General features: G+C 54.0%; 5 protein-coding genes. All 5 read right to left on the minus strand.

The annotated features are described in order from the left end of the window. On the minus strand, nt 1–1,008 hold a 1,008-nt coding region (locus VAE48_RS15850), incomplete at its 3' end, for an NADH-quinone oxidoreductase subunit D (protein ID WP_322794310.1). Nucleotides 1,009–1,021: 13 nt separating this feature from the next. Then, complete coding sequence (locus VAE48_RS15855) at nt 1,022–1,534, minus strand: NADH-quinone oxidoreductase subunit C (protein ID WP_322794311.1); 513 nt, start codon at nt 1,532–1,534, stop codon at nt 1,022–1,024. A gap of 76 nt (nt 1,535–1,610) precedes the next feature. Further along, on the minus strand, nt 1,611–2,093 hold the full coding sequence (locus VAE48_RS15860) for an NADH-quinone oxidoreductase subunit B family protein (protein ID WP_322794312.1): 483 nt from the start codon (nt 2,091–2,093) through the stop codon (nt 1,611–1,613). Next, nucleotides 2,084–2,440 carry an NADH-quinone oxidoreductase subunit A gene (locus VAE48_RS15865; RefSeq protein ID WP_322794313.1) on the minus strand — a complete coding sequence of 119 codons (357 nt, stop codon included), beginning with the start codon at nt 2,438–2,440 and terminating at the stop codon, nt 2,084–2,086. Before VAE48_RS15865 ends, VAE48_RS15860 begins: the two co-directional genes overlap by 10 nt. Nucleotides 2,441–2,637: 197 nt before the next feature. Next, nucleotides 2,638–3,623: M28 family peptidase (locus VAE48_RS15870; protein WP_322794314.1), on the minus strand; the 986-nt coding region annotated here is incomplete at its 5' end.

Here is a 3,623-nt window from a genome sequence, read left to right on the forward strand (position 1 = left end):
CGGGAAGCCCTCCGTCCACAATTTGAAGTGGTGGATCAACGCTTCCATGCTCACCCCCAGCTCCGAGCGCGGCGGCGGCACAAATTTGCGGTTATTGCTGCGCACCGGCCCGTAGGGCAGCCGGTCCAGCGCCTGCCGGATGATGCGCACGGACTGGCGCATTTCCTCGACGCGCACCAGATAGCGCCCGTACACATCACCGGTTGTAGCCGTGGGGATTTCAAAATCGTACTGCTCGTAACCGCTGTAGGGGCGCACCTTACGCAGGTCATAGGGCAAGCCGGTGGCACGGATGACCGGCCCGCTCAACCCCCAGCGCTTGCAGTCCTCCGTAGAAATCACACCGATACCCTGCGTGCGCTCCAGGAAGAGCATGTTGGTGGTCAGCATGGATTCGTACTCGTCAATGCGCGCCGGCATGATATTCACAATGTGACGCACGGCGGCCTCAAATTCCACCGGCACATCCCGCCATACCCCGCCGGGGCGGATGTAGGTGGTCATCATGCGCTGACCGGAGACCATCTCAAACACATCCAGAATCAGCTCGCGTTCACGCATGCAGTACAGGAATACGGACATAGCCGCCAGGTCCAGCGAGCTGGTCCCCAGCCAGAGCAGGTGCGAGGAAATGCGCTGCAGCTCCGCCAGAATGACGCGCAGTGCCTGAGCGCGCGGCGGCACATCCAACCCGACCAGTTTTTCAACCGCCAGACAGTAGGTCAGGTTGTTGCCCATGTTGTTCATGTAATCAATCCGGTCGGTCATCACCTCAGCTTGCTGGTAGGTCTTGGCCTCCATGTTCTTCTCGATGCCGGTGTGCAAAAAGCCGATGTCGGGAATGCAGTTAACCACAATCTCACCATCCAGCTCCAGCAGCAGGCGCAGCACGCCGTGCGTACTGGGGTGCTGCGGTCCCATGTTGAGCAGCATGGTTTCGCCGGCCAGGGCGCGCTCGCTGACCAGATGTCGCAGTTCATCTACCGTTACAGGGCGTAATTCGGTCATGGCTGCCTCCGCCTCATTCCTTTGCATACGGCTTGCGCCGGTCAATTTCTTCATAGTTGAACGAGAACTGCGGCTCCTCGTAGCCGAGCGGATAATCCTTGCGCAGCGGGTGCCCCTGCCAGTCGTACGGCATCAGAATTCGGCGCGGGTCAGAATGCCCGTCGAAAGTGATCCCGAACATGTCCCAGATTTCGCGTTCCTTCCAGTTGGCGTTGGGAAAAATGCCTTCGATGGTATCAATGTGCGGGGCGTTTCCATCCAGCGGCACACGCAGCCGTAAGAGGAGATTGTGGGTCATCGAATAAAACTGATAGACCACATGAAAGCGCGGGGCTTGTTCAGGCCAGTAATCCACTGCGGTGGCATCAATGAGTACATCGAAGCCGTACTCATCCCGCAGGGACTGCACGGCTTCCAGAAGATGTTCGCGGCTGAGGATCAGAGTGGTTTCACCGGCATAGCGGTGCGAATTGGCGCTAAACTGCTCCTGAAAATCCTGTACCACTTTTTCGAGATGTTCGCTCATCCGTTACTCCATCCTGCTTGTTCCAAAAATCACATAATATGGAGATAGACCAGGTTGCTCCCTACAGGTAAAGCAATTATGACCAGTCTTTCAGCTTTTCGCGTTTGACTTTTTCGTGCAGGGTCATCACACCGTGAATCAATCCTTCCGGGCGCGGCGGACAACCCGCCACATACACGTCCACCGGAACCACTTCGTCCACGCCCTGCACAATGGCATAATTGTTGAACACCCCACCGCACGAGGCGCAATCGCCCATGGCAATCACCCATTTGGGGTCGGGCATCTGGTCATACAGTTGACGTAAAACAGGCGCCATCTTGCGGCTCACCCGCCCGGCGACAATCATCAAATCCGATTGGCGCGGGCTGGCACGCATCAACTCCATGCCAAAACGGCTCATGTCGTAAGCCGGCGCCTGAGCGGCCATCATCTCAATGGCGCAGCACGCCAGACCAAACAGCATCGGCCACATCGAGTTGGTGCGCGCCCAGTTGACCACCTGTTCCAGCGAAGTCGTTACAACCCCTAAATTGCCGGTTTTCTGCTCTAGTCCCATTCCAATGCTCCTTTCTTCCACGCGTACAAATGCGCTACCTCTAAAACGACCAGAAACACCAGCATCCCGAACAGTCCCAGCGTCCCTAATTGACGCAAAACCACCGCCCAGGATACTACAAACACCACTTCAATATCAAAAAGGATGAAAAGAACCGCGATTAAGTAATAACGAATTGACATGCGCCTCCGTCCGGGGCCGTATGGCACCATGCCCGATTCATAGGGTGCCATTTTACGCGGGGTGGGGCGGCGCGGCCCAAACAAAACCCCCAACAAAATAACGATGAAACCAATCAGAACGGCGAGTGCAAGGATGACCAGCAGGGGAAGGTAGTCTTCGAACATGATGGGCCTTTCAATTCGCACAAATATAGTCCAATTACCCGTTTGTGAGTATATCACAAACGGGAATGCTGGTGGTAAATTTCACAAGAAAAAAGGACGAACGAACAGAAGAAAACTACTCCCCTATTTTACTTTCTTTTCGCAATAAATCAATGCTGATGTCTAATTTTTGAAATTTCTTTCGGCTTCAAGATGACTTAATCACTGGAATTCGCCTTTATCAAGTCCGAAACCGCCAATGCGGTTTCAACAACCCGCTCAATGGCGACAATGTCGGGCGTGTCTTTGGCAGTATGAATGACGTGCTGCATCAGGTCCGTCATTTTTTCAGCAGTGAAAGCCAGCGTTGGTACGCCATTCATCAAAAACAGGCTGTGGTCGCTCTGAAACCATGCCTCTCCTTCGATCAACCCTTCAAAGGACAAAAAGCGTCGGCGGACAAACTCTTCGAATTCTGGTGGAAGTTGATACAAAAAAAATGCTGTGCGCCCTTGACGATAGCCAACCAGGTCAAAATTAATCCCCAACACAATTTCCGCAAATCGGCCTTGATTTTCCCTTATCCACACCACCTCGCCGGGATTGGCGTAATCATCTTCACCATTGAGGGCGGTTAACTCAATCGTCCAATTCAACTCATGGCCGCCAAGCATTTTTGCCAGCAGCAGTAAGATTGCCACACCACTGGCATTATCCAATGCGCCAGGCGTCCCTAATTTTGCATCAAAATGGGCAAAACAAACCACCCGCCTGGGGCTTTTACCGGGCAACACCGCACAGACATTGCAACCCTGCGCCGTCAACCGTTCGGCGCGAATTTCCAGTTCAACACTTTGACCTGCGTGTTCAGCCAATTCTTTTCCGGCTTCTTCGGTCAGGTAGACTGATGGAATGTCGAAATCGCCATCCTCAATCAGCGGAAAGGGGTAAACTCCGCCCGCCATTTGTGGATCACGACCGGTAGCCGCAATGATTGCCACCGGCATCTTTTGCTCCAGCAGACGAATCCAGTTTTGATGCAGTTCATTTTGATAAAAGGGGAAATTTTTTGGCGTCCATTGTTCGCGTGTCAAATCACCGTGCAGCAATACCACCTTCCCCCTCAGTGATTCTCTTTCCAGTTCGGCTGGGCTGCCCACGCAGACCAGCGGGGCATTCCACTTACCGCCCCGGCTGTAAGGAC

Origin of the sequence: Bellilinea sp. (assembly GCF_034432615.1) — a bacterium.
Taxonomy (GTDB): Bacteria; Chloroflexota; Anaerolineae; order Anaerolineales; family Anaerolineaceae; genus Bellilinea.